At 71.3% G+C, this 23,255-nt stretch carries 21 protein-coding genes and 2 pseudogenes; 12 read left to right on the plus strand and 11 right to left on the minus strand.

Annotation, left to right across the window (positions count from 1 at the left end):
* The first annotated feature begins 87 nt into the window (after positions 1 to 87).
* From ACIA5C_RS40565 to ACIA5C_RS40585, 5 genes are read left to right on the plus strand one after another with little or no spacing between them, the layout of a single operon-like run.
* A complete protein-coding gene (locus tag ACIA5C_RS40565; protein WP_396065008.1) occupies positions 88 to 1,095 on the plus strand; it encodes a hypothetical protein in 1,008 nt (335 codons plus the stop codon).
* A complete protein-coding gene (locus ACIA5C_RS40570) occupies positions 1,092 to 1,694 on the plus strand; it encodes a DUF4129 domain-containing protein (protein WP_396065011.1) in 603 nt (200 codons plus the stop codon). The genes ACIA5C_RS40565 and ACIA5C_RS40570 overlap by 4 nt, the downstream gene beginning before the upstream one ends.
* Positions 1,691 to 3,064 carry a DUF4350 domain-containing protein gene (locus ACIA5C_RS40575; protein WP_396065014.1) on the plus strand — a complete coding sequence of 458 codons (1,374 nt, stop codon included), beginning with the start codon at positions 1,691 to 1,693 and terminating at the stop codon, positions 3,062 to 3,064. The genes ACIA5C_RS40570 and ACIA5C_RS40575 overlap by 4 nt, the downstream gene beginning before the upstream one ends.
* Positions 3,061 to 4,023 (plus strand): AAA family ATPase, encoded by a 963-nt coding sequence (locus tag ACIA5C_RS40580; protein WP_396065016.1) that lies wholly within the window; start codon positions 3,061 to 3,063, stop codon positions 4,021 to 4,023. Before ACIA5C_RS40575 ends, ACIA5C_RS40580 begins: the two co-directional genes overlap by 4 nt.
* A 7-nt stretch (positions 4,024 to 4,030) precedes the next feature.
* Positions 4,031 to 5,347: a DUF58 domain-containing protein gene (locus ACIA5C_RS40585; protein WP_396065018.1), complete on the plus strand. Its 1,317-nt coding sequence runs from the start codon at positions 4,031 to 4,033 to the stop codon at positions 5,345 to 5,347.
* Positions 5,348 to 5,464: 117 nt separating this feature from the next.
* Here the strand turns inward: ACIA5C_RS40585 and ACIA5C_RS40590 are convergent.
* Together ACIA5C_RS40590 and ACIA5C_RS40595 are read right to left on the minus strand one after the other, a co-directional pair.
* A pseudogene (locus ACIA5C_RS40590) lies at positions 5,465 to 5,778 on the minus strand (hypothetical protein); the annotation flags it as partial.
* Positions 5,779 to 5,782: 4 nt separating this feature from the next.
* The gene (locus tag ACIA5C_RS40595; protein WP_396065020.1) at positions 5,783 to 6,394 is read right to left on the minus strand and encodes a HEAT repeat domain-containing protein; all 612 of its coding nucleotides are present in this window, start codon (positions 6,392 to 6,394) and stop codon (positions 5,783 to 5,785) included.
* Between the two features lie 411 nt (positions 6,395 to 6,805).
* Between ACIA5C_RS40595 and ACIA5C_RS40600 the strand changes: the two genes are divergently transcribed.
* Entirely contained in the window at positions 6,806 to 7,105 is a 300-nt protein-coding gene (locus ACIA5C_RS40600) for a hypothetical protein (RefSeq protein ID WP_396065023.1), read from the plus strand.
* Between the two features lie 383 nt (positions 7,106 to 7,488).
* Positions 7,489 to 9,654: a carbohydrate-binding protein gene (locus ACIA5C_RS40605; RefSeq protein WP_396065026.1), complete on the plus strand. Its 2,166-nt coding sequence runs from the start codon at positions 7,489 to 7,491 to the stop codon at positions 9,652 to 9,654.
* 197 nt (positions 9,655 to 9,851) lie between these two features.
* On the opposite strand, the gene ACIA5C_RS40610 is transcribed toward ACIA5C_RS40605, so the two are convergent.
* Positions 9,852 to 10,253, minus strand: a complete 402-nt coding sequence (locus tag ACIA5C_RS40610) for an MmcQ/YjbR family DNA-binding protein (RefSeq protein ID WP_396065027.1) — start codon at positions 10,251 to 10,253, stop codon at positions 9,852 to 9,854.
* A 171-nt stretch (positions 10,254 to 10,424) separates the two neighbouring features.
* Between ACIA5C_RS40610 and ACIA5C_RS40615 the strand changes: the two are divergent.
* Both ACIA5C_RS40615 and ACIA5C_RS40620 read left to right on the plus strand, forming a co-directional pair.
* Positions 10,425 to 10,715: pseudogene (locus ACIA5C_RS40615) on the plus strand (endo-1,4-beta-xylanase); the annotation flags it as partial.
* A gap of 154 nt (positions 10,716 to 10,869) precedes the next feature.
* Positions 10,870 to 11,106, plus strand: a complete 237-nt coding sequence (locus tag ACIA5C_RS40620) for a cellulose binding domain-containing protein (protein WP_396065029.1) — start codon at positions 10,870 to 10,872, stop codon at positions 11,104 to 11,106.
* A gap of 27 nt (positions 11,107 to 11,133) precedes the next feature.
* On the opposite strand, the gene ACIA5C_RS40625 is transcribed toward ACIA5C_RS40620, so the two are convergent.
* From ACIA5C_RS40625 to ACIA5C_RS40635, 3 genes are read right to left on the minus strand one after another with little or no spacing between them, the layout of a single operon-like run.
* Positions 11,134 to 12,183: a spore photoproduct lyase family protein gene (locus tag ACIA5C_RS40625; protein WP_396065031.1), complete on the minus strand. Its 1,050-nt coding sequence runs from the start codon at positions 12,181 to 12,183 to the stop codon at positions 11,134 to 11,136.
* A 32-nt stretch (positions 12,184 to 12,215) separates the two neighbouring features.
* Positions 12,216 to 12,926 (minus strand): FKBP-type peptidyl-prolyl cis-trans isomerase, encoded by a 711-nt coding sequence (locus ACIA5C_RS40630; protein ID WP_396065033.1) that lies wholly within the window; start codon positions 12,924 to 12,926, stop codon positions 12,216 to 12,218.
* 28 nt (positions 12,927 to 12,954) lie between these two features.
* Positions 12,955 to 13,944 carry a stage II sporulation protein M gene (locus tag ACIA5C_RS40635; RefSeq protein ID WP_396065035.1) on the minus strand — a complete coding sequence of 330 codons (990 nt, stop codon included), beginning with the start codon at positions 13,942 to 13,944 and terminating at the stop codon, positions 12,955 to 12,957.
* 53 nt (positions 13,945 to 13,997) lie between these two features.
* Between ACIA5C_RS40635 and ACIA5C_RS40640 the strand changes: the two genes are divergently transcribed.
* On the plus strand, positions 13,998 to 14,852 hold the full coding sequence (locus ACIA5C_RS40640; protein ID WP_396065038.1) for an RDD family protein: 855 nt from the start codon (positions 13,998 to 14,000) through the stop codon (positions 14,850 to 14,852).
* Between the two features lie 88 nt (positions 14,853 to 14,940).
* Here the strand turns inward: ACIA5C_RS40640 and ACIA5C_RS40645 are convergent, their stop codons facing one another.
* From ACIA5C_RS40645 to ACIA5C_RS40660, 4 genes are all read right to left on the minus strand, one after another.
* Entirely contained in the window at positions 14,941 to 16,527 is a 1,587-nt protein-coding gene (locus tag ACIA5C_RS40645; RefSeq protein ID WP_396065040.1) for a purple acid phosphatase family protein, read from the minus strand.
* 68 nt (positions 16,528 to 16,595) lie between these two features.
* Complete coding sequence (locus ACIA5C_RS40650; RefSeq protein ID WP_396065264.1) at positions 16,596 to 17,957, minus strand: (Fe-S)-binding protein; 1,362 nt, start codon at positions 17,955 to 17,957, stop codon at positions 16,596 to 16,598.
* Between the two features lie 92 nt (positions 17,958 to 18,049).
* Positions 18,050 to 19,144, minus strand: coding sequence for an FAD-binding oxidoreductase (locus ACIA5C_RS40655; protein ID WP_396065043.1), 1,095 nt, complete (start codon positions 19,142 to 19,144; stop codon positions 18,050 to 18,052).
* Positions 19,144 to 20,592: an FAD-linked oxidase C-terminal domain-containing protein gene (locus ACIA5C_RS40660; protein WP_396065045.1), complete on the minus strand. Its 1,449-nt coding sequence runs from the start codon at positions 20,590 to 20,592 to the stop codon at positions 19,144 to 19,146. Before ACIA5C_RS40660 ends, ACIA5C_RS40655 begins: the two co-directional genes overlap by 1 nt.
* Before the next feature lie 103 nt (positions 20,593 to 20,695).
* On the opposite strand from ACIA5C_RS40660, the gene ACIA5C_RS40665 reads away from it, so the two are divergent.
* The gene (locus tag ACIA5C_RS40665) at positions 20,696 to 21,394 is read left to right on the plus strand and encodes a hypothetical protein (protein ID WP_396065047.1); all 699 of its coding nucleotides are present in this window, start codon (positions 20,696 to 20,698) and stop codon (positions 21,392 to 21,394) included.
* A gap of 113 nt (positions 21,395 to 21,507) precedes the next feature.
* Here the strand turns inward: ACIA5C_RS40665 and ACIA5C_RS40670 are convergent, their stop codons facing one another.
* Positions 21,508 to 22,716, minus strand: coding sequence for a cytochrome P450 (locus tag ACIA5C_RS40670; RefSeq protein ID WP_396065050.1), 1,209 nt, complete (start codon positions 22,714 to 22,716; stop codon positions 21,508 to 21,510).
* 85 nt (positions 22,717 to 22,801) lie between these two features.
* Here ACIA5C_RS40670 and ACIA5C_RS40675 point away from each other — a divergent pair, with 85 nt between their 5' ends.
* The gene (locus tag ACIA5C_RS40675; protein WP_396065052.1) at positions 22,802 to 23,233 is read left to right on the plus strand and encodes a VOC family protein; all 432 of its coding nucleotides are present in this window, start codon (positions 22,802 to 22,804) and stop codon (positions 23,231 to 23,233) included.
* Positions 23,234 to 23,255 lie beyond the last annotated feature (22 nt).

The raw sequence follows: 23,255 nt of genomic DNA on the forward strand, positions 1-23,255 counted from the left end.
CATCATGCCCGGTTGCGCCATCGATGGACATAACTGGAACCGTGCCCTCGTCCCCCGAAGATTCAAATGATCACCTAGGATGCCTCGATGCGGGGAGGCAGGGCACGGGGCACGCTGCCGTTGCGAGCGATCATGGCGGGCGAGGTGCTCGACACGGCCGTCGTGCTCTTCCGGGAGCGCGCGCTGCCCCTGTTGCTGATCGCCGCCCCGCTGCAGGCGCTCGAGCAGATCGCGGTCTGGCATGCGGGAGCGCCCCTGCTCGACGGATATGCGGCCTTCACCGTGTGGTGGGGCGTGATCGCGACCGTGCTGGCCTGCGACGCCGTGATCGTCCTGCTGCTCGGTGCGTACGCGGGTGCGGCCACCGTGCCCGCCCTGATCGGCGAGAAGGTGGGCCACCGGGCGCTGCTCAAGCGGACGCGCCCGCTGCCGCTGCTGGCGACCGTGCTCCTCCCCGCCCTGGCCGCGTGGCCCGGCGCGTACTTCGGTCTGGTCGGTCTGATCGCCGTCTCCGGATTCCTCGGCCTGGCCGGCGTCGCGCTCGTGATCGACCGGGCCGGGTGGCCGTTCGGGGCGCTCGGCCGCTCGATCGTGCTGGTGACCCGGCCCGGCCTGCGCGGCTTGTTCAACCGGATCTTCGGCTTCCTGATCTGGCTCGTCGTCCGGCTCGCCCTCGCGATCGGCCCGATCCTGTTCCTCTGGCAGGCCGGTCTGGTCGCGAACGGCTATCTGGGCGACTGGCCGGTGCTGGCGGTGTGGGGGCTGGCCGGCACGGTGTCCTGCGCGGCGCTCGCCTGCCTCGACGCCGTGACGCTGATCGACACGCGGATCCGGTCCGAGGGCCTCGACATCGCGCTGCGCCGCGCGTTGACCAACGGCACCGACCCGGCCGCGGTCTTCGTGCACGAGCGCCCGCGGGGTGACGCGCCGATGCAGGTCGCGCCGCAGCCGTCGCTGCCGCCCTGGCCGCAGGCCCTGGTGCGGCCGTCGGTGCCGGCCGGGATGAGCCGCCAGGCCCAGATGCAGTGGATACAGGCCCAGGCGCAGGCGCAATACCAGCAGGCGCCGCGGCCGGAGGAGGGGCGCGAGTCGTGACCCGCGACTACGACGAGTTCCTCGCCGGCCTCTTCGACCACCTCGATCCGTCCCTGGTGGCGCTGATCCTGCTGGCGGTCGCCATCGCGATCGGCCTTCTCTGGTACACGTTCCCGGCCTGGCTCAAGATCCGCTTTCCGCACATCCGGTGGCCGCGCATCAAATGGCCCCACTTCACCTTCAAGCGCACGCCGCGCCGCAAGAAGGCCAAGAAGCCGAAGGCCGTCAAGCCCGACGAACCGGTCCCCGCGCCCGAGCCGCAGCCGGATCCCGAGCCGCGTCCACAGCCCGCGGTGGCGTCGCTGGCCGATCGGCTCGCGGCCGAAGGCCGCTTCGCCGAGGCCATCCGGGAACGGCTGCGGGAGTCGGTCACGGCGCTTACCCGGTACGGCGTGATCACGCCCGCCCCGGCCTGGACCGCCCACGAGGTCGCCGTCCAGGCGAGCGCGAACCGGCCCGCGGTCTCGGCTCCGCTGACCGGGGCGACCGGCATCTTCTCCGAGGTCTGGTACGGGCACCGCCCGGCCGGCCCCGATCAGGACGCGCTGATGCGCCGCCTCACCGCCGAGGTCAAGGCAGCCCTGGAGAGCCCGCGATGACGACGACCGCGACGAGGCCGTCGCCGGCACCCGCGAAGACCAAGCGCAAGCGCAACTGGCGCTGGCTGCGTCTCGCGACCCCGATCGCCGTGGTGATCGCCGTGTTCGTCGCGACCGCGATCATCCACGGGCTGCAGCAGGCCGGACCGTCCGACAAGGACTACCTCAACCCGGACAGCCAGGCCCCGATCGGCTCGTCGCGACTGGCCGGCGCCCTCCGCGGCCAGGGCGTCACGGTGACCCGGGTGACGACGACCTACCAGGCGAGTTCGGCGCTCTGGGCGCGCAAGGACGCGACGCTGTTCGTGACCGCACCCGGCTACACCGACGTCGAGCATCTGACCGACCCGAAGTGGTTCCCGCCGGGCAGCCGCATCGTGCTGGTCCGTCCGGACGACGGCTTCCTCACGCAGACGGACTGGCCGGCGTCGACGGCCGGCGAGCGCTGGGCGGCCTCCGCACCGGCGCCCGGCTGCGCCCTGTTCACCGTTCCCGCGGCCGTGCACAAGCAGTACTACAAGACCAGCGCGATCAGCTGTTATCGGGGCGGCGTGGTCGCGTTCCCGGTCGGCCGGGCGGCGGTCGAACTGGTCGGCGCCGCCGACCCGTTCCGCAACGACCGGCTCGACGAGCACGGCAACCGCGCCTTCGCCCTGTCGCTGCTCGGCGGCAACCGGCAGGTGATCTGGCTCGACCTGCACAACCCGGACAAGTGGCCGACCTCGGACGGCCCGGTGGTCACCGACCGCCCGGCCCCGGACGGGCCCGGCGACCCGACGAGGGACGACTCCCCGGAGGCCACCACCGGGACGCCTGCGGACGGCACCGGCAGCGGCACCGCGGGCCCGGGAAACACCCCGTCCGGCGGCGGCCAGGACGGGCAGCAGCGCACCCATCAGCCGGACGGCCAGGCGCAGCAGGCCCGCCGCGAGGCCGACACGTTCCCGCCGCAGGTGTGGGCCGTCATCCTGCTCGTCCTGCTGGCCGGGGCGGCATTCGCGGCCGCCTCGGCGCGCCGCCTGGGCACACCGGTCGCCGAGCGGCTGCCGTCCCGGGTGCCGGCCAACGAGACGATGCTCGGCCACGCCCGGCTCTACCAGCGCGGCGGCTCACGCGGCCCGTCGCTGCGCATCCTCAAGCAGACCGCCCGGCGCCGGATGACCGACCACCTCGGACTCGCGCCGACCGCGACCGACGAGGAGCTCGCCGCCGCGAGCGGGCTGGCCGTCGAACGCTTCGCCGCGGTGTTCACCGGCAACTTGCGGCTGAGGCGCGACGCCGACCTGCTGGCGGCCACCAGACAACTGCAGGACCTGTTGCACGACGTCATCCACGCCGCGCCCGGAAACAACGAAGGAGACAAGCAGTGACCTCCGTATCGCACGAGGCACGCCTCGCGCTCGGCCGGCTGCGCGCCGAGGTCGGCAAGGCCGTCGTCGGTCAGGACCCGGTCGTCGGGAGTGTCCTGGTGGCACTGCTCTGCGGCGGTCACGTTCTGCTCGAGGGCGTGCCCGGCGTGGCCAAGACACTGCTGGTGCGGGCGCTCTCGGCGGCCCTCGACCTTCAGACCAAACGCCTGCAGTTCACGCCCGACCTGATGCCGGGCGACGTCACCGGCTCGATGATCTACGACGCCCGCAACGGTGCGTTCAACTTCCGGCCAGGCCCGGTCTTCACCAACCTGCTGCTCGCCGACGAGATCAACCGGACGCCGCCGAAGACCCAGTCCGCACTGCTCGAGGCCATGGAGGAGCGGCAGGTCAGCGTCGACGGTGAGCCGCGCCCGCTGCCCCAGCCGTTCATGGTCATCGCCACTCAGAACCCGATCGAGTACGAGGGCACCTACCCGCTGCCCGAGGCCCAGCTCGACCGGTTCCTGCTCAAGCTGTCGGTGCCGCTGCCGGAGCGCGACGAGGAATACAACGTGCTCCGCGCGCACCACCTGGGCTTCGACCCGCGCGACCTCAAGGCGGCCGGCGTGGGCCAGGTGGCCAACGCCGCCGACCTCGCGGCCGGGCGGGCGGCCGTACGCCAGGTCCGGGTGGCCGACGAGGTCCTCGCGTACGTCGTCGACCTGGCCCGCGCCACCCGGATGACCCCGGCGCTCGAACTGGGTGCCTCGCCGCGCGGCACGATCGCGCTGCTCGCGGTGGCCAAGGCGTACGCGTGGCTGAACGGGCGCGACTACCTGATCCCGGACGACGTGAAGGCGTACGTCGTGCCGACCCTGCGTCACCGGGTACGGCTGCGGGCCGACGCCGCCCTGGACGGCGTCACGGTCGAGTCGGTGCTGGCCGCCGTGCTCGCCGCCGTACCGGCCCCGCGCTGAGGCGGCGATGGTCACCAGGCGTTTCGCCGTCATCCTGCTGTTCGGCATCCCGCTGCCGCTGCTCCTGCCCTCGCCGTGGCTCGCGGTCCTCGGGGTGGTGGTCGCCGGGGGCGTGATCGCGGCCGTCGACGTCCTGATGGCGGGCGCGCTGACCGCGGTCACCGTGCGGCGCGACGGCGACCGCACGATCTGGCTCGGCGACCGGGCCACGGTCTCGCTGACCGTGGCCAACGAGGGCGGCCGCGAGGTGCGGCTCGGCGTGCGGGACAGCTGGGTGCCCTCGGCCGGGGCCGGCCCGCTGTTGCACCGGATCGCCCTGGCGGCGGGAGAGGAACAGGTTCTGGCGACCACGCTTCTTCCGGTACGCCACGGCAACCGGCCGGCCGTGCGGGTGACGCTCCGCTCGTACGGGCCGTTCGGCCTGGCGTACCGGCAGCGCTCCCGCCGGTGGAACACCGCGCGCACCCCGGCCTGGAACCTGCGGGTGCTGCCGCACTTCCCGTCGCGCCGCATCCTGCCCGAGAAGCTGGCCCGGATGCGGGTGATCGACGGCTCGCAGGTGACCCGCGGCCGAGGCCAGGGCACCGAGTTCGACGCGCTGCGCTCGTATGTGCTCGGCGACGACGTCCGCTCGATCGACTGGCGGGGCACCGCCCGCGCCGGCCACGTGGTGGTGCGCACCTGGCGGCCCGAACGCGACCGCCGGGTCTACTGCGTCCTCGACACCGGCCGCACCTCGGCCGTGCGCGTCGCGGGCGTGCCCCGCCTCGACGCGGCGATCGACGCCGCGCTGCTGCTGTCGGTGCTCGCCACCCGCGCCGAGGACCGGGTCGACCTGCTGGCGCTCGACGCCGAGGTGCGGGCCCGCGTCGATCACGGCGGCCAGAACCAGAAACTGACCCGCCTCATCGACGGCATGGCGTCGCTGGAACCGGCGCTGATCGAGACCGACTACACGCTGCTCGCCACGGAACTGCTGAAGCGCGGCCGGAAACCGTCGCTGGTCGTCATCTTCACGGCCCTCGACGTCGCGCCGATGATCGCCGGCCTGCTCCCGCTGCTGCCCCGGATCGCCGCCCGCCACCACGTGATCGTCGCCGGCACCCGCGACCCGGAGGTGACCCGGCTCGCCGAACTGCCGCCGAACTTCCGGGCCGCCGACGTGCACACGGCCGCGGCCGCCCAGCGTACGTTCGCCGAACGGGAGCGGGTCGCCGACGTGCTGGGCCGCTTCGGCGCGACCGTGGTCGACGCCGAGCCGGCCGAACTCGCCTCCCGCGTCGCCGACCTCTACCTGCTGCTGAAGGCGACCGGACGGCTCTGACGTCCGCCGTCCTCACCGGGAGCTCAGGCGCGCGCTCGCGGCCACCGTCTCCTCTCGGCGCGGCGGCGGGCCTCGTAGGCGGCGAACGCGGTCCCCGGGTCGTCGCGGGCGTGCAGCGAAGAACGCTCGGCTGCCACGGATCATGTGGTACTCGTCCGGGTCGAGACCGGCCGGGTCGCCCGGCGTGTAGCCATAAACGACATGCTGCCCGGAGTAGCGCGGCCCGGGCGCGTCCGGATCGATGAGCCGGCGGGTCCGATCGGCCGGTGCCCCAGCCGCCGGCCTTCACCGTCCGGCAACGTCACCGCCCGCGCCGGGAACGACACCGCGTCCACCGCCTCGGCCGCGCCGATTCCCGCGAGCGCGACCATGCCGTTGCGCATCACGGTGAGGAAGGCGCCGGCGTCCGCGCCGCCGGACGGGTGCGCCTCGTCGTCAGCCGGCCGGGGTCTGCGCTTCGGCGCTCTCTCTTTCCGCGATGGCGGCTTGGATGCGACGGAGCGTGCGCAGGGCCTTCTTCGCCGCGGTGCGAACCTCCCCGTCGAACACGGTCACGCCCCGGTCGCCGGCCATCAGGCGCTCCAGCGTCGGTACCGCCCGGTCATCGCCGGTCGATCCCAGCGCGACGGCCGCCCAGTACCGCTGATCCGGATCGGTGCCGTCGGCGGCGGCCAGCAGCCGGGGCACCACCTCCGGCGTGAACAGGGCCAGCGTGCTGGCGAGATAGCCGATCCGGGGGAACCGCCGATGCTCGAACTCGTACCAGAGCGCCTCCAGTGCCGCATCGCCGCCGATGCGGGCCAGGGCGTCGGCGGTTCGCTGCCGCAGCCAGTCGGCCGGGTCGCCGAGCAGAGGTCGCAGCGCGGGCACGACCGAGGCGTCGCCGAGGCGCCCGAGCGCGGTCACCGCTTCGCCCCGGACCATCCACTGCGGGTGGTCGAGGAGCGGGACGAGCTGGGGCACGGCGGCCCGGATGTCCATCGCCGCGCAACCCATCACGGCCCAGGCCTGGCAGTTGTACCGGGTGTCGCCGAGCGCGGCCAGCAACGGCTCCTGCAGTGCGGCGTCCGCGAAAGACGGCCGCGTGGTTCATCGCCCGCGAATACAACGACCGGTGGAAATCCCGATAGTCGCGGACGAGCACGTGCAGCGCCGCGATGGCTGATTCGTCACCGCGGGTCCGGGCCCGGTCGAGCAGTTCGTGCACATGGGCTTCGCGGGTCTCGAGGTCTCCCGACCGGAGGCCCTGCAGGTCAGCGGGATTCACCGCCCGACCATACGCGCCGCCCGTCCCGCCGCCGGAATTGGCGCTGTGAATGCTTTTCGTATTATTGCCTCACGCCTGTCGGATAACAGTCTGGAAACATGCTGTGCGCCCCCTGATTGACCCCTCGTCTGCCGGGTACGCACTATTCACCGCCGTTTGGCGGCCCGAACATGACCCCCTGGGAGATAACCATGGCTACGAGCACCCACATCCAGGACCAGAACACCACTGTGAAAGGCGCCCGGTTCCGCGGAGAAGAGACCAAGCCTTCTTTCAAGACCACCGAACTGATCGTCTATGTGCTGGCGGTCATCGGCGTACTGATCGCCTCGAACGCGGTGGGAGACGGTGCGGCCAACAACGGCACCGACTACTTTGCCGCTGACAAGGCGTGGTGGTACATCACCCTGCTGACCGTCGGATACATGATCAGCCGTGGCCTGGCCAAAGCCGGCAGCCGCAGCAGCGACGCCGATCCGCGCACGCGCTGACCGGCAGTAGCATTCGCGGGGCGCGGCGGAGTCGGAAAGCTCCGCCGCGCCCGCCCCCGTTCCTTTCACACTGTTCGCCCGGCCGCGACGGTAATCGGCTCCCGGGCCGGATCAAATGCGATATCGAAACCTCGGCCGACCTTTCACGCCGGATTCGACCAACGACATCAGGCGAGCTGAGTGTCCGGGAGTCGGCTTTGAATGGACCGCCAAGAAGCCGCGCTTGAACCAGGCCAGTCGTCGGTGAACCGGCCCGCGCGCCGCGACGGTGGTTCCGGAACCTAGACAGCTGTCGATCTTCTGCGCCTTCCGGTAGCGTCTCCAGCGTTGGCATGTGTCCACATGTGTGGATCCTGTTCAAGAGGCAGACCGAGGAGGCGTGGATGAGCCGTTCCCCCGCACTGGCGTTCGTCGCCAAAGTCGCAACCGGTGTCCTGGTGATGGCCATGGCGCCGTTGTCCGGCCATCCCTCGGGTGGTCCGGTCGTGACCGGCACCTACAGCACCGGGGGCAGCGCGGCCTGGCAACCGTTGCCCACCGTCCACCTGCAGCGCGGCGCGCCTGCGGCCGACGCGACGGTCGTCATCGATCCGAGCCAGGTGCGTCAGCGGTACACCGGTCTTGGCATGTCGCTGGACGAGACCGCGGTGTCCAACCTGTGGAAGCTGACCCCGGAGAACCGGGAGAAGGCGATCAAGCTGCTGGTCGACCCGAAGAACGGGGCCGGGCTGGACCGGTTCCGGCTGACCATCGGCAGCCCGGACGTGATCGAGCACCTGCCGTTCGCCTCGTACGACGACAACCTTCCGGCCGGGGTGACCGCCGACCCGGAGCTGAAATACTTCTCCATCCAGCGCGACATCGACCAGCACATCGTCGACACCGCGCGGCTGATCCTGAAGTACAACCCGCGGGCCACGTTCTTCGCCTCGGCGTGGAGCGCGCCGGCCTGGATGAAGACCACCAACCTGTTCCGTGGCACGTCGGACGGCCAGGGCCACCAACTCGGCAAGCTCCGGGACGACGATATCGACGCGTTCGCCAGGTACTACGTCAAGTACCTCCAGGCGTACGCCCGGCAGGGCATCCACATCGACGCGATCACCATGCTCAACGAGCCGACCATCGACGTGATCTACCCGGGCATGGACATCACCTGGCAGCAGCAGCAGGTCCTCGCGAAGGCGATCAAACGCGAGTTCAAGGCGGCCCACCTGCCGACCCAGTTGTGGGTGTTCGACTACAACTTCGCCAACTGGAAGGATCCGAACCCGAACGCCAAGAACCTGTACCGGATCTTCGACGACCCGCAGGCGCGCGCGGCGTCGGACGCGATCGCGTTCCACCCGTACTCGGGAAGCCCGACCGTGATGCGGGACGCGGCGGCGGAGTACCACCTTCCGGTGCACCTGACCGAGACCAGCGACCTGCAGCCGGACACCATGCTGAGCTTCTTCCGGCTGAACGCCGGCTCGTACATCCTCTGGGCGCAGGTCACCGACCAGGACGGCGGCACGCTGCACTGGACCCACTCGCGGGACAACAACATCGACTGGGACGAGGTCGGCCGGACCACGAAGTGGCCGGACCGCATGGTCACGGTCGACACCGGGACCAAAACCTTTTCCGTACGCGATGAGCTGTACCAGATCGGTCAGATCGCCCGTTACCTCGACCCGTCCTTCACCCGTTACGAGTCGTCCGGAGGCATCGCCTTCCGCGACCACGACGACAACTGGGTGACCGTGGTGCACAACACCAACGCGACGGCGACCCGGTTCCGGATCGTGCTCGACGGGCGGTCGTTCGTCGAGACGGTGCCGGCCGGCGCGGTCGCCACCTTCCGCTGGCACGCCGACGTCCGGCCCGCCCGGCACAACCACGCACCGGCCCTGTCCGCCGTACCGGACCTCACCGCCGACCAGTTCACCCCGATCCAGGTCGAACTGCACGCCTCCGACGCCGATCGAGACCACCTGACCTACTACTCGTCCGACGCCCCGGACGGCGTCACCGTCGACCCGGACACCGGCCGGCTCACGATCAACGCGGCCGGCTCCGGCATCCAGAACTTCACGGTGACGGTCACCGATAACACCGCCAGCACGTCGATTCCCGTACACCTGACCGTCCGGCCGCACGCGGCAGCGCTCGGCGAACTGATCGAGGCCGAGTCGTACGCCGGGCAGAGCGGCTGGACCGAGGGCAGCACGCAGTTCGTGGAGAACGTCCCGGCCGCGAGCGGCGGCCACGACGTCGGCTACACCGCGGCCGGCCGCTGGCTCACCTACCGCGTCAACGTCCCGGCGGCCGGCCGCTACGACCTGGAACTGCGGGTCGCCAACGGTTCCGGCGCAGCGGCACCGAACGCGGTGTCGTTGCGGGACGCGGCCGAGAAGACGTCGGCCACCGTCTCGGTGCCGGACACCGGTGGCTGGACCACCTACCAGTCGGTGCACGCGCCGGTCGACCTGGCGGCCGGCGACCAGCTGGTCAAGGTGTTCTGCGAGACCGGCAACTTCAACCTGGACTACCTCCGGATCTCCTGAACCCGGCACCGGCCTCACCCGGTGAGGCTCCGGACGAGATGGTCGATCATCCGAGCCGCTCGTTCCGGGTGGTCGGCGAGCGGCCCCAGGCGGTCGCAGGCCGAAACGAGGTGGCGGCGCGGGCTCACCCTCGACACGACCCGTTCGGCGGGCGCCTCGTACGAGCACATCGTCGCCTACCTCGAGCCCGACCGCGATCAGGTGGTCGGCGGGGTGGGAGCGACCCGGGCGACGAGGAACTTGGGCGCCATCTCGCAGTAGCTGTCGGTGATCAGTTCGGCGATCTCGGTCCAGTCGGTGTGGTCGTCGAGGAACGCGCCGGCGACGTTGCGGCCCCATTCGGCGCGAAAGAACGGGAAGCCGTCAGCGGTCAGGCCGAGCAGTTCGTCGGACGGCACCCGAAACGTCATCACGGTCGGCGTCTCGCCGGCGCCCGGACAGCGTTCCGGGTCCGGCGCGTAGACATGGGCAAATGTCCGTTTGCGGATGCGCCAGCGGACGCCGATCCAGGCCGGCTCCTCGTACGTCTCGGGCAGCCCGCGGCAGATCGGTCGCAGCCGGGCGAGAATCTGCGGTGGAACGTCTCCCGGAGCCGACACAGGCAGACACGGTAGCGGCCCCGGACGCCCGGCGCAGCTGCGAAGGCCGGAGAAGCCGGCCGGCCGGTTGCCAGCCCCGGAGGCGCTCGGCCGGCCTACGTCAGGCGTCAGGCGAGTTGAACCACGCCGGCCGCGAACCGCGAGTTCGACATGATGACTGCGGTCAACGAGATGAAGCCGGACGCGACCGAGCCCAACAGCGGCCAGTTTACGTTCGCGGCCGGCGACGCGATCTACAACTGGGCGGTCCAGCACGGCATGCGGGTCCGTGGCCACACGTTGGCCTGGCACGGCCGGCGACCGGGCTTCTGGCGCAACCTCAGCGGCAGCGCCCTGCGTGCGGCGATGATCGAGCACATCAACGGCGTCATGGCCCACTACAAGGGCAAACTCGCCTACTGGGACGTGGTCAACGAGGCCTTCGCCGAGGACGGCAGCCGCCGGCAGTCCAACGTGCAGGTGACCGGGAACGACTGGATCGAGGCGGCGTTCAAGACCGCGCGGGCCGCCGACCCGAGCGTGAACCACGCCGCCGCCGACCGGGCAGCCGGGCGCCTGCGCCGGCACGTTCCGGCTGGCCAACAGCTGGCCCGGCGGCTTCCAGGGCGAAGTCAGCGTGGCCAACAACGGCTCCGCCGCCCTCAACGGCTGGACCGTGCACCTGACGCCGGCCGCCGGGCAGACCCTCGCCAGCATCTGGAGCGGCACCAACACCGGCACCAGCGGCGCGGTCACCGTCCGGAACGCCGCCTACAACGGCTCCCTCGGCGCGAGCGCGTCGACCACCTTCGGCTTCACGGCCACCGGAAGCAACAACACTGCGCCCAGCGACGTCTCCTGCACCAGCCCCTGACCGGGCCGGCCGGGCCGCACCGCGGGGTCAGAAGGCGTAGCGGACGCGGCAATAAGGGGTGCGCTGGGCGATCAGGTCGGTCAGCGCGGCGACGTAGCTGCCCTTGGCGCCGGTGCGGTAGCGGACGTTCCAGAAGCCGTTCTCCGAGCGCTTGCCCTGTTGGAGGTCGGGGCGCCAGAGCAGCTGCTCGGCCTGGGGATGCCAGCCCAGGTTGACCTGATGCAGGTCGCGGTTGTGGGTCAGGAAGATGACCTCGGCGGCGAGTTGGGCCTTGGCCGCCGGGCCGAGGCCGGCATCCAGCTGGTCGAGCAGCTCGGCCCAGTCGGCGAGCCAGCCGTCGCGGACGACGACCGGGCTGAAGTTGACGTGGACCTCGTACCCGGCGGCGACGAAGTCGTCGATCGCGGCGATGCGTTCGGCGATCGGGGAGGTGCGGATGTCGAGCAGTTTGGCGTCCGCGTGCGGCATCAGCGAGAACCGGATCCGGGTGCGGAGCTGCGGGTCCCAGGTCAGCAGGTCACGGTTGACGTGTTTGGTGGCGAACGACGCCTTCGCGCCGGGCAGCGAGCGGAACAGTTCGACCAGGTCGCGGACGTTGTCGCTGAGCCGCGCGTCGACGCTGCAGTCGGAGTTCTCGCCGATGTCGTAGACCCAGGCGTGCGGGTCGCACTCGTTCGGCGTGGTTTTGGTGCCCTGCCGGGAGGCGTGCCGCCGCAGGTAGCCGGAGATCTTGTCGATGTTGGCGAACACCGTGATCGGGTTGCTGTAGCCCTTGTGCCGGGGCACGTAGCAGTAGGCGCAGGCCATGGCGCAGCCGTTGGCGGTGGACGGGGCGATGAAATCGGCTGACCGCCCGTTCGGGCGGGCGGTCAGCGACTTCTTCACCCCCAGCACGAGCGCCTCGCGCTTGATGCGGACCCACCGGGCGACGTTGGTCTCGTCGCCGTACAGCTCGGGGATGCGGTGGTGGCTCTCGACCTCGACCAGGGTCGCGCCGGGGAAGCGCGCCAGGACCTCCCTGCCTCTCGGCAGGTCGGCCGCGGCGGCCTCGTAGTAGATCCGGCGGACGTCGATCATGTGTTCGACGGTACCGGGTGAGCTGGGGGAACTCAGGTCGCGGACAGCACGTCGACGACGAATCGGAGGGCGCCGGCCGGCTGGCCGCCGCTCGGCTTGTCGCCGTACGCCAGGTCGGCCGGGATGTCGAGCCGGACCCGGCTGCCCACCTTGACCCCGATCAGCCCCTGGTCCCACCCTTTGATGACGTTGCCGGCACCGACCTGGAAGCTGAACGCCTGCGAGCGGCTCCAGGACGAGTCGAACTCCTTGCCGTCGGCGTAGGTGACACCGACGTAGTTGACGTTGATCGTCTGACCTGCCCGGACCGCCGGGCCGGTGCCCTGGATGAGGGTCGTCGTCTTGAGCTTGGTGACGGTGCCTGTGCCCGCTGTCGCGACCGGCTTCTTGCTCAGGGCCGGGTCGGCACCCGCGGGTACCGGCGGGAACGCCGCAGTCGACGCGGCCTCGGTGGGTGCGGCGGTCGTACCCGTGTCGGCGGCGGCCGGGACACCGTTCGGCGAGGAGTGGCCGATCCACACGAACAGCCCGACGATGAGAGCCAGCACGACCACGGCGGTGCCGCCGATGGACAGTGCCTGCCGGCGTTTCTCGCGGGCGCGGGCGCGTGCCTTGGCGGCTCGGGCTTCGGCCTTCTTCTCGGCCTTGGTCCTGAGCGGTGGCCCGCCGGCGTTCCTGCGGGGCGGACCGGTGGTGGTGCGCTGGGTAGCCGTGGTGTCGCGGCTTGTCACGGAATCGGGCACCGCCCGACAATACGACACGCGACCGGGATCAGGCCGTCGGCACCAGGTAGGCGGCGTGGTCTTCGTCGTGGGGCCGGGGCGCCGCCGCTGCGGTCCGGCCGCGGCCCAGCGCGTACGCCAGGAAGAGCAACCAGACGGCGGCGCCGATGCCGACCCGCAGCAGCGGGGGGAGGCCCGACGGGGTCACGAACGACTCGAGGAAGCCGGCGACCGCGAGCGCGCAGGCCAGGCCGACCGCGATGCCGATGCCGGCCCGGGCCTCGTCGACCGCGGCCTGGCGGCGGGTGCGGGTCAGGCCCGGCGCGATCCACGCCCAGCCGATGCGCAGGCCCACGCCCGCCCCGATGAAGACGCAGGTCAGCTCCAGCAGCCCGTGGGGCGCGAGGTAGGTCAGCATGGTGCCGGTGTGCCCGGCGTCGGCCATCACACCGCCGATCAGCGCCAGGTTGAACAGGTTCTGGAAGAGGATGTAGAAGACCGGCAGGATGAGCACGCCCGCGGCGATGCACTTCGCGGTCACCACGGCGTTGTTCGTCCACACCTGCAGGCCGAAGTGCGATGCCTGGTAGGCGCTGTAGTAGTCGACGAACTGATGGTCGACCAGGGCCCGCACCTCTGCCCGGTCGCTCATCTGCGCCACCGCCGCCGGATGAGCCGCGAAGTACCACGCCATGGCGACCGTGGCCGCCATGGCGGCCAGCGCCGTGACGACCCACCAGCGGCGGGCCCGGTAGAGCTCGGCCGGCAGCGTGTCGGTGAAGAACCGGAGCAGCGGCCGCCAGCCGAAGCCCGAATCCTTGACCAGGGCCGCCCGGGCGGCGATCACCAGGTTGGACAGCTCGACGACCACCGGTGCGCCGGGCGTGCGGCTGCGGATGATCGACAGGTGCGTGGTCGTGCGCTGATAGAGCGTGACGAGTTCGTCGGCCTCGTCGGCGGTCAGGCTGCGGCGCGCGGTCAGGATGCGCAGCCGGTGCCACTCGCCGGCGTGCTCGGCCACCAACGCGTCGAGATCCACTGCTCGCCTCCCCCTGTTGCCGGAGAGGGTACCGCCTCGTGTTCACTGTCCGGGTGAACCTGTTGCCCGCCCCGGTCGCTCCCGGCGACGACGCGCCGGACGTCGCCGGGCTGGTGAGCGCCGAGGCGGTCGAGATCGATCTGCGGCCGGCCCGCCTGCCGACGCGCGCGCTCGCGCTCCTGCTCGACTGCCTGATCATGATCGCGCCGGGCTTCCTGGTCGTCGGTGTGGTCCGCCTGATCCTCTCCAGCGTCGACGCGGCCCTCGGCTCGGCCGCGCTGACCGTCGGCACCGTGCTGATCTTCGTGGGCTACCCGGTGGTCTGCGAGACCTTCCTGCGCGGGCGCACGATCGGCAAGAGCGCCCTGGGTCTGCGGGTGGTCCGCGAGGACGGTGGGCCGCTGCGCGCGCGGCACGCGTTCACCCGGGCCCTGGTCGGGCTGGCCGTCGAGTTTCCGGGCCTGCTGCTGTTCACCCTCTGCTGGCCGGCAGGCATCATCACCATGCTCGCCTCGGCCCAGGGCCGCCGGCTCGGCGACCTCGCGGCCGGCACGGTCGTGGTGCACGAACGCGACGCCATGCCGTGGCGGGCCGCGCCGGCGATGCCGCTCGAGGCGGCCGCCTGGGCGGCCACCGTCGACCTGAGCGCGATCGACGACGACCTGGCCATGGAGATGCGTCAGCTCGTCACCCGGGTCCGCCAGCTGCGCGAGCCCTACCGCACGCGCCTGTTCAACCAGGTCGCCGCCGAGGTCACGGCCAAGATCACCCCGCCGCCGCCACCCGGGACGACGGCGTGGACGGTGCTGGCCTCGGTGCTCGCCGAGCGGCGCCGGCGGCAGGAGGTCCAGCTGGTGGCCGGCCGCAAGATGACCTATCAGCTGCTGCCCGGCTTCGGCAGCCGCTAGGGCCGGCGGCGCCGGGCGCCACCGGCCCGAGGGCGCGCGCAGCCGCAAGGGCCGGCGGCACCCGGCGCCGCCGACCCGAGGGCGCGACTCAGCGGTGGTGGCCGTCGGAGCGCTTGCGCTGCAGCGTGAACGACTCCAGCGGCACGATGTCGCCGGTCGGGATCGTCACGTTGTAGTAGGTCACGAACATGCGGGTGGTCGCGCCCGGCCCGGTGCCCGGGTCGACCGTGAAGGCCGCGAAGCCGTACGGGTTCTTCTCGTCCCGGAACGCCGACCAGGGCGTCTCCTCGAACACGTAGGTCGAGGGCCGCTTGCCGCCGCCGGCCGGTGGGGCGCCCACCGCGACGATGACCTTGCCCTTGCCGGCCGGGAAGAACGACTTGTTGGTGGTGCCGCTGACGCCACCGCCGCCGAGCACCATGTGGGTGGTGCCCTTCGACGAGTCGACCACCGAGGTGTTGGTGGCGACCGGGTCCGGGGTCAGGGTCTCGGTGCCGGACACCGCGCCGCGCACCGGGAACGACCGCTCGTAGTCGTGCTCGTGGCCGCACAGCACGAGGTCGACCTCGTACCTGTCGAACAGCGGGCCCCACTGCGACCGGATGCCCAGGTCGGCGCCGTTCGCGTCCGAGGTGCTGATCATGACCTGGTGCATGCAGACGACGATCCAGTCGATGTCGGCCGACTTGCGGGCCGCCGACAGCTGCCTCTCGAGCCACGCCTTCTGGGCGCCCGCCGAGTAGCCGCTGACGTAGCTGTCGCCGCCGTCCTGCAGGGCCACGTCGTCGTTGTTGAGCGAGATGACCCGCACCGAGCCGGCGGTGAACGCGTACCAGAGGCCCTGGAATTCGGCGTCGGCGCCGTTGCCCGGCACCTTGAAGTACGTCTGGTAGGCGCCGAAGCCGAGCGGCCCGTTGCCCCTCTCGTTCTCGTGGTTGCCCGCGGCCGGCATCCACGCCCGGTAGCGGGCCGAGCGGGTGTTGTTGGCGAAGAAGCCGTTCCAGGTGCGCACCCGGTCGGGGTCCAGGTTGGCGTAGCAGAGGTCACCGTTGAGCAGGTGGAACAGCGGGTCGATCTGCTCGATGCCGGCCACGATGTCGGCGTTGGCCGGGGTGTTGTTGGCCTGCATGGCCGGCGTGAAGCCGCCCTTGCCGTCGGGCTGCCAGGTCACCTGCGGGACGGACTGGTCGCCGAAGCTGGTGAAGGTGAACGGGAAACGGCCGCGCGACACGGTCTGGAAGGTGCCGGCGTCCGGGCGGCCGCCGTCGTGCAGCGCGGCGTAGGTGTAGTAGGCGCCCGGCCGCAGTCCGGTCAGGGTGGCGTGGTGCGCGTGGACCGTCTTGCCGGACAGCGCGTCCACGTAGGTGCGGGTCTCGGCCTGGACGGTCCGGCCGTGGCCGCCCTCGAGCGTGCCGTAGCTGACCCGCGGGTTGCGGACCGGGGTGTGTGTGGTCCAGGAGACGACCATCTGGGTCGCCGGGTCGGTGCCGAACGTCAGGTGCAGACCTTCGACCGGCGGGGCGCCCAGGCGTTCCGGCTTGCCGATCAGCAGGGGAGAAGAAGCCTCAGCGGGCGCGGAGCCCAGCAGTGTGGCGCCGGTGGCCGCGGCACCCGAGGCGCCGAGGGCGATCAGCGCGTTGCGGCGGCTGACCCCGGAGGTGACCTTTTCACTCATGGCCGGGACGTTATGAGTCGCCGCTGGACTCCCGAGAAACGGCAAAAGTCATCGATCTGGCCCCGTGCTTACGCCGAGGTTGACTTGACCAGCGCCGAAACGGGCAGGCCGCGCAGCGAGGCGTCCAGGACCTGGGCGGTGTGGGCGAGGGAGATCTGCCCGCCGGCCGCCGCGCCGATCTGCATGAGGCAGCCGGGGTTGGCGGTGACGAGCAGCTGGGCGCCGGTGGCCAGCACGTTCGACGCTTTCCGGGCGCCCAGCTCGGCGGCCGGGCCGGGGTTGAGCACGTTCCAGATGCCGGCCGAGCCGCAGCACAGGGCCGGGTCCGCTATCTCGCGCAGCGACAGGCCGGGGATTGCGGTCAGCAGCGACCGCGGCTGAGTCGTCACACCCTGGGCATGACCGAGATGACAGGCGTCGTGGTAGGCGACGGTCACCGGAAGCGGGTTCCGCACCGCGACCGGTCCGAGCTCGTACAGCAGTTCGGACAGATCGCGGACCTTCGCGGTGAAGGTGGCCGCCCGCGCCGCATAGTCCGGGTCGTCGGCCAGCAGGACGTCGTATTCCTTGAGCGACGAGCCGCACCCGGCCGCGTTGACGACGAAGTAGTCCATGCCGGTGCGTTCGAACGTGTCGATCAGGCGGCGGGCGAACTTCTGCGCCTCCGCCTTGCGTCCGTTGTGCACGCTCAGCGCGCCGCAACAGCCCTGCGACGGCGGGATCAGAACGTCGCAGCCTTCGAGGGCCAGGACGCGTACGGTCGCGGAGTTGACCTCCGGGAAGAAGGCGCTCTGCACGCACCCGGTGAGCATGCCGACCACCGCCCGGCGCCGGCCGCGGGCGGCGACCCGGCGCGGCGGCCGCGGCGCGGCGCGCAACTGCGGCGCCAGTGACTCCAGCGTCCTGAGCGTCGGCCCGAGCCGTTCGAGGAGGCCACTGCGCGCGACGAGCTTCTGCAGCCCGGAGCCCTGATAGACCCGCAGGGGCCCGCGCAGCAGCCGGAGGCGGCGCGGGTAGGGGAACAGGGCGAAGATCGCCGCGCGCAGGGCGCGCTCCGACGGCGTACGGGAATGGCGCCGCTCGATCTGAGCGCGGGTGTCCTCGATGAGCCGATCGTATTTGACGCCGGAGGGGCAGGCCGTGACGCACGACATGCAGCCGAGGCACTTGTCGAAGTGCTCGACCATCGAGTCGCTCAGCGGTTCCCCGTTGACGCCGCTGTTCATCAGGTAGATGCGGCCGCGCGGCGAATCGGCCTCGGCGCCCCACAGCACGTAGGTCGGGCAGGCCGGCAGGCAGAATCCACAGTGCACACAGTCGGCGATCAGATCGGCCCGGGGCGGGTGGTCGTCGTCGAAGGCCGGTTCGGGCGAGACGGGACCGAGCACGTCCCGCGGCGGCTCGCCGGTGCCCCAGGTCGCGTCGACCAGTGAACCTTTTTCAACCTGACCTCCAGCGAACAGGCTCCGGACCGTTGTCTGCCGCCGGGAGCTGCCGCCCTCGCCACGTTGAAAAAAGTTCATCAGATGCCTCCCACGAATCGGCCGGGTGCGAACCGGTGCCCGGGATCGAACTGGTCCTTGAGCCGGCGCATCAGGGCCAGGCCGGACGTCGGGCCCCACATGTCGAGGATCTCCCGGACTCCCGGTGGTGCGGCCAGGACGACCGCATGCCCTTCCAGACGTACGCAGTGCGCACGTAACGCCTCCACCTCGGTGATGTCGGCCGCCCCGGCGTACAGCACGCCGGTGCCGGCCGATCCGCGGACCGCCGAGCCGTGGGCGAGGAGTTCGGGCACCTTGGAGATCGGGACGCCGAGCTTGAGCGTGATGGGCCCGTCCGGCATCGTCCCCCACCAGGGTGGCGCCTCGTCGGTTACCTCGCCGCCGATCTTGGCCGCCCGTTCTTTCACGCCCTCCGGCGTGCCTTCGAGCAGCACCGCCATCTCGCCGGTCGCCGAGTCGATCTCGATCGCGGCCGGCACGATCTGGGCGGCGAGCACACTTTGCACGCTCACCTTCCGGGCGCGGACGAAAAGGACGGTCTGCGGTTTCGGATGCAACCGGAACGCGCATTCGGTGATCAGGCCGAGCGTGCCGTAGGACCCATGGAAGAGCTTGCCGAGGTCGTAACCGGCGACGTTCTTGACCACCTTGCCGCCCGACTTGGCGACCACGCCGTCCGGTCGCACGATCGTGATGCCGATCAGCAGGTCGCGCGCGGTGCCGTAGAACATCCGGCGCGGCCCGCTCGTGCCGGCCGCGACCGTGCCGCCGATCGTGGCGTTCTCGGGCCCGTCGAGTACCAGCTGCTGGTCGCCTAGGTCGAGGTCGCTCAGCGGCGTCCCGGCCCGCACGATCGTGATCAGGTCGCCGGCCGCGTGCTCGACCACGCCGTTCAGGTTCTTCGTGTCGATGATCAGGTCGAGGTGCCGGGGCGGCGGACCCCAGTCGAGCTTGGTGCCGTTGCCCCGGACCACGATGGTCAGGTCTTGCGCCGCCCTGATCAACTCTGCCGCCTGGGACGTCGACCCGGGCGCCGCGACCAGGCGCGCCCTTTTCCCGCCGACGGTGTCCTCGTCACCGGCCGGCGTCGTCAGGTCCTCGAGGACGCCCATCAGAAGACCTCCACGTCCTTCCACCGGTCGGCAGTCGGCGTGCCGCGGCCCGGCCGCTCACCGCACAGCCGCGGGGTGGGGAAGATCTTGCCCGGGTTGGCCAGGCCGTCCGGATCGAACGCGCACCGCACCAGCTGCATCGTCTGCAGATCGTCGTCGCCGAACATCCGTGGCATGTACTTCGCCTTGTCCGCACCCACCCCGTGCTCGCCGGTGATCGAGCCGCCGTACTCGATGCAGAGGTCGATGATCGCCCCGGACGCCTCCTCGGCCCGCTCGGCCTGACCCGGCACCTGGTCGTCGAAGAGCACGAGCGGATGCAGGTTGCCGTCGCCGGCGTGGAACACGTTGGCCACCCGCACGCCGTGCTCGCGCGCCAGGTCACCGATCCGCCGCAGCACCTCGGGCAGCGCGGTGCGCGGGATCACGCCGTCCTGCACGATGTAGTCCGGGCTGATCCGGCCGACCGCCGCGAACGCCGACTTGCGGCCCTTCCAGAACAGCGCCCGCTCGGCGTCGTCGGCGGCGATCCGGATCTCGAACGCCCCGCTGCCCCGGCAGAACGCCGTCACCTGCTCGAACTGGGCCTCGACCTCGGGCGCCGGGCCGTCCAGCTCGACGATCAGGACGGCGCCCGCACCGGCCGGGTAGCCGCAGGCGACGGCCGCCTCGGCGGCCTCGATGGCCAGCGCGTCCATCATCTCGATCGCGGCCGGCACCACGCCCGCCCCGATGATCGCCGAGGTCGCCGCCCCGGCCTGGTCGGTGCTTTCGAAGGCGGCCAGCAGCGTACGCACGGACTCGGGCAGCCGGGTCAGCTTGACGGTCACCTCGGTGGCGACCCCGAGCGTGCCCTCGGAGCCGACGAACGCGCCCATCAGGTCGTACCCGGGTGGATCCGGCGCCTTGCCGCCGAGCCGGACCACGTCGCCGTCCGGCGTGACGATCTCGAGCCCGGTCACATGATTGGTGGTGAAGCCGTATTTCAGGCAGTGTGCGCCGCCCGAATTCTCGGCGACGTTGCCGCCGATCGAGCAGATCTGCTGGCTGGACGGGTCGGGCGCGTAGTAGTAGCCGTGCGGCGTGGCGGCCCGGGTCACCTGCAGGTTGATCACGCCGGGCTGGACCACCGCGCGCTCGGCGGCCGGGTCGACGTCGATGATGTCGCGCATCTGCGCGGTCACGATCAGCACGCCGTCGGCGTGGGGGAGGGCGCCGCCGCTCAGCCCGGTGCCCGAGCCGCGCGCCACGAACGGCACCTTGGCTTGATGGCACGCCCGCACGACCGCGGCCACCTCGGCGGTCGTGTGGGGGAGGGCGACCAGGGCCGGGATGACCTTGTAGTGGGCGAGGCCGTCGCACTCGTACGTCCGCAGTTCCTGCCGGTCCGTGATGACCTTGGCCGGACCGAGCTCATCCCGGAGCCGCCTCGCAAGATCGTCCAGCATCGCGGACCTCCTGACGTCGCCTTCCGTCAACCTATCCGCTACCGCCCGCTGCCGCGACGGTCAGCCTGTCGTCGGGCGGCCGGCCGTCTGCAAAGATGGCCCGATGTTCGTGACCGGGAAGGCCGCGCTCGCCGCGGCCAGTGTTCTCGTCCTGGCCGGTGCCGGGCTCGCCGGCTGTTCGTCGTCCGACGATTCGGCGCCCGACCCCAGCACCGTCATCGACGTGACCACGATGCGGGGCGCGCTGCTGCAGGCGAACGAGATCGGGCCCACCTGGACCCTGCCCGAGGACCCCGTCGACACCACCAAGCTGGTCAGCCTCTGCGGCGGCACCAGCACCCCGCCGCCGGTGCCGCCGGGCGGCCAGGTCGTCGCGGCCGACTTCGAGGACGCGGGCGACACCGGCGCGCAGACCCTGCAGCAGAGCGCGCTGGTCTTCCCGGACAAGACCGCCGCGGCCGCGGCCCAGGCCCTGCTGCGGGCGGCGGCCGACAGTTGTGCGCCCTCGGTCTCGGCGCCGGCGACCGTGACCTCCGACCGCAACGAGCCGGCCTACACCGAGACGGTCCGGGTGCAGCCGCTCAAGCAGGGCAGCTGGGACGGCTTCGTGGTGCTCCGGCACAAGCAGTACGAGCCGAAGCACCCCGGCACCGCCGACATCGCGGTCGCGATCCTGACTGATCGAAACGTCACACTTGTCGACTCTTATGCGATTTATCGGCTCTCCAACGCCAGCACCAGCGCGGACTTCAGCAACGACTGGAGCAAGCTCGTCGGATCGGTGATCCAGCGCGTCGGATAGTTGCTACCGGGATAGACACGCGGGCAACGATTCGCTAATGTTCGCGGTGCGCCGTTGCGAGTTCTTCCCCCGTGGAATTCGCAGCGGCGTCTTACTTTCCCGCCGGTGAGGGCCTAGCCCCTGAACGCCACCGGCAGCCTGGTGAAACCGCGGATGGTCAGGCTGTTCCGTCGCTGAGGTTCGCCGGCCGGCTCCAGCTTCGGGAAGCGTCGCAGCAGCGCCGGGAAGGCCACCTGGGCCTCCAGCCGGGCCAGCGGCGCACCCAGGCAATAGTGGATGCCCCCGCCGAACGAGAGCGGCGCGTTGTCGGCCCTCGACAGGTCGAGCCGCTCCGGGTCGCCGAACTGCCGCGGGTCCCGGTTGCCCGCCCCCAGATAGGCCACGATCCGGTCGCCCGCCTCGATATCCACCCCGCCGATCGTCGTCGGCTCCCAGGCGACCCGGCTGAGCAACTGGACCGGTGAGTCGTACCGGATGAGCTCCTCGGCCGCCGCGTCCGGCCGGGCGTCCAGTGCCGGCGCCTGACCCGGGTTGTGCAGCAGCGCGACCAGCCCGTTGGCGAGCAGGTTGGTGGTCGTCTCGAACCCGGCCGCGAACAACAGGGCCGCCATCGTCAGCAACTCGTCGCCGGTCAGCCGGTCGCCCTCGGCCTCGACCGCCACCAGCGCACTGATCAGGTCGTCCTGCGGCTCCCGGCGCCGCCGCTCGACCAGCTCGGCCAGATAGTCACGGACCTGCGCGGCGGCCGGGTCGGCGATGGCCAGCACCTCCGGGGTGATGACGTCGAGCACCTGCGTCCAGTCCCGGATCAGGGGCTGGAACTGCGCGCGGTCCTCGGCCGGCACGCCGAGCAGCTCGCCGATCACGTTGACCGGCAGCGGGAAGGCGAACCCCTCGACGAAGTCGCCCTGGTCCGGCAGCCCGTCGAGCAGCTCGTCGACCAGGCGCTCGATCGCCGGCCGCAGCTGCTGCACCCGCCGGGCGGTGAACGAGGTGCTCACCAGCCGCCGCAGCCGGGTATGGTCCGGCGGGTTGAGGGTCAGAATGCTGGTGAACAGCAACCGCAGGGCCGGGTGCTCCGCCCAGTCGCCGAGCCCGATGAAGTCGAGCATGTGCCTCGGCATGTGCCCGAGCCTGGGATCCCGCACCACCGCCGCACAGTCCGCGTGCCGGGTCACCACCAGCGCGCCGTCCTCGGCCCGCACCACCGGCCCGATCTCGCGCAGCCGGGCGTACCGCGGATAGGGGTCCTCCCGGCCGGTCCTGGTCGTCAGCTCGTCGAGCAGGGAAAAGACTTCGGCACTTTCCACAATGTCCACCACGAGACCCATTCTCCTCGCCGCGTCACGCCCCCGGCGTCCCGTCCGGCGGTGTCACAGACCGGCCGGCTGTCCGGTCATGTCAACCATGACGGATCTTCCCGCGCCGGACGACGGCATCCTGGTCACGCTCTTCATCACCGTGCGCGACGTGGCTCGCTCGCGCGACTTCTACTCGCGCGTCCTCGGCGGCACGGTCGCCCTCGACGAGAACCCGTGCATAGTCCGCCTGGCCAACTCCTGGATCATCATGAATCCGGGCGGTGGCCCCACCCCGGACAAGCCGGGCGTCTCGGTGGTCGACTACGAGCCCGGCGACACCACCTCGATCTTCCTCAATCTGCGGGTGGCCGACATCCGTGCCCGCTACGACCAGTGGCGGTCCCGCGGCGCCGAGTTCCTGACCCCGCCTCTCGACCGCGGCTCGGAACTGCGCTGCTACCTGCGCGACCCCGACGGCTACCTCATCGAGGTCGGCCAGTCGACCGGCCTCCTGCACGGCGAGCACGCCGCCCGGTAGTCCTGAAGCTTCCGGACGCCGA

Origin of the sequence: Actinoplanes sp. NPDC051343, from assembly GCF_044455125.1 — a bacterium.
Taxonomy (GTDB): Bacteria; Actinomycetota; Actinomycetes; order Mycobacteriales; family Micromonosporaceae; genus Actinoplanes.

Excerpts from the sequence above, each read along its gene's own strand:
- ACIA5C_RS40565 (WP_396065008.1), top strand. The coding sequence starts at position 88 with ATGCGGGGAGGCAGGGCACGGGGCACGCTGCCGTTGCGAGCGATCATG.
- ACIA5C_RS40575 (WP_396065014.1), top strand. The coding sequence starts at position 1,691 with ATGACGACGACCGCGACGAGGCCGTCGCCGGCACCCGCGAAGACCAAG.
- ACIA5C_RS40585 (WP_396065018.1), top strand. The coding sequence starts at position 4,031 with ATGGTCACCAGGCGTTTCGCCGTCATCCTGCTGTTCGGCATCCCGCTG.
- ACIA5C_RS40600 (WP_396065023.1), top strand. The coding sequence starts at position 6,806 with ATGGCTACGAGCACCCACATCCAGGACCAGAACACCACTGTGAAAGGC.
- ACIA5C_RS40605 (WP_396065026.1), top strand. The coding sequence starts at position 7,489 with ATGAGCCGTTCCCCCGCACTGGCGTTCGTCGCCAAAGTCGCAACCGGT.
- ACIA5C_RS40625 (WP_396065031.1), bottom strand. The coding sequence starts at position 12,183 with ATGATCGACGTCCGCCGGATCTACTACGAGGCCGCCGCGGCCGACCTG.
- ACIA5C_RS40645 (WP_396065040.1), bottom strand. The coding sequence starts at position 16,527 with ATGAGTGAAAAGGTCACCTCCGGGGTCAGCCGCCGCAACGCGCTGATC.
- ACIA5C_RS40655 (WP_396065043.1), bottom strand. The coding sequence starts at position 19,144 with ATGGGCGTCCTCGAGGACCTGACGACGCCGGCCGGTGACGAGGACACC.
- ACIA5C_RS40660 (WP_396065045.1), bottom strand. The coding sequence starts at position 20,592 with ATGCTGGACGATCTTGCGAGGCGGCTCCGGGATGAGCTCGGTCCGGCC.
- ACIA5C_RS40665 (WP_396065047.1), top strand. The coding sequence starts at position 20,696 with ATGTTCGTGACCGGGAAGGCCGCGCTCGCCGCGGCCAGTGTTCTCGTC.
- ACIA5C_RS40675 (WP_396065052.1), top strand. The coding sequence starts at position 22,802 with ATGACGGATCTTCCCGCGCCGGACGACGGCATCCTGGTCACGCTCTTC.